Raw genomic sequence first — 1002 nt, 5'->3', positions numbered from 1 at the left:
AAATTCCTTGTCGGGTAAGTTCCGACCTGCACGAATGGCGTAACGATGGCGGCGCTGTCTCCACCCGAGACTCAGTGAAATTGAAATCGCTGTGAAGATGCAGTGTATCCGCGGCTAGACGGAAAGACCCCGTGAACCTTTACTATAGCTTTGCACTGGACTTTGAATTTGCTTGTGTAGGATAGGTGGGAGGCTTTGAAGTGGGGACGCCAGTTCTCATGGAGCCATCCTTGAAATACCACCCTGGCAACTTTGAGGTTCTAACTCAGGTCCGTTATCCGGATCGAGGACAGTGTATGGTGGGTAGTTTGACTGGGGCGGTCTCCTCCCAAAGAGTAACGGAGGAGTACGAAGGTGCGCTCAGACCGGTCGGAAATCGGTCGTAGAGTATAAAGGCAAAAGCGCGCTTGACTGCGAGACACACACGTCGAGCAGGTACGAAAGTAGGTCTTAGTGATCCGGTGGTTCTGTATGGAAGGGCCATCGCTCAACGGATAAAAGGTACTCCGGGGATAACAGGCTGATACCGCCCAAGAGTTCATATCGACGGCGGTGTTTGGCACCTCGATGTCGGCTCATCACATCCTGGGGCTGAAGCCGGTCCCAAGGGTATGGCTGTTCGCCATTTAAAGTGGTACGCGAGCTGGGTTTAGAACGTCGTGAGACAGTTCGGTCCCTATCTGCCGTGGACGTTTGAGATTTGAGAGGGGCTGCTCCTAGTACGAGAGGACCGGAGTGGACGAACCTCTGGTGTTCCGGTTGTCACGCCAGTGGCATTGCCGGGTAGCTATGTTCGGAAGAGATAACCGCTGAAAGCATCTAAGCGGGAAACTTGCCTCAAGATGAGATCTCACTGGGATCTTGAATCCCCTAAAGGGCCGTCGAAGACTACGACGTTGATAGGTTGGGTGTGTAAGCGCTGTGAGGCGTTGAGCTAACCAATACTAATTGCCCGTGAGGCTTGACCATATAACACCCAAGCAATTTGCTGACGCAGATTGC

The 1002-nt window shown here is 52.9% G+C and carries 1 rRNA gene; it reads left to right on the top strand.

Annotated elements, in window-relative coordinates:
* Positions 1-969: ribosomal RNA gene (locus CVS27_RS20355) — 23S ribosomal RNA — on the top strand; the annotation flags it as partial.
* Positions 970-1002 lie beyond the last annotated feature (33 nt).

The organism is Arthrobacter glacialis, from assembly GCF_002909445.1.
In the GTDB taxonomy this organism is placed as follows: domain Bacteria; phylum Actinomycetota; class Actinomycetes; order Actinomycetales; family Micrococcaceae; genus Specibacter; species Specibacter glacialis.
The sequence above is the reverse complement of the archived record's forward strand: the minus strand, read 5'-3'. Positions and strand labels throughout refer to the sequence as shown.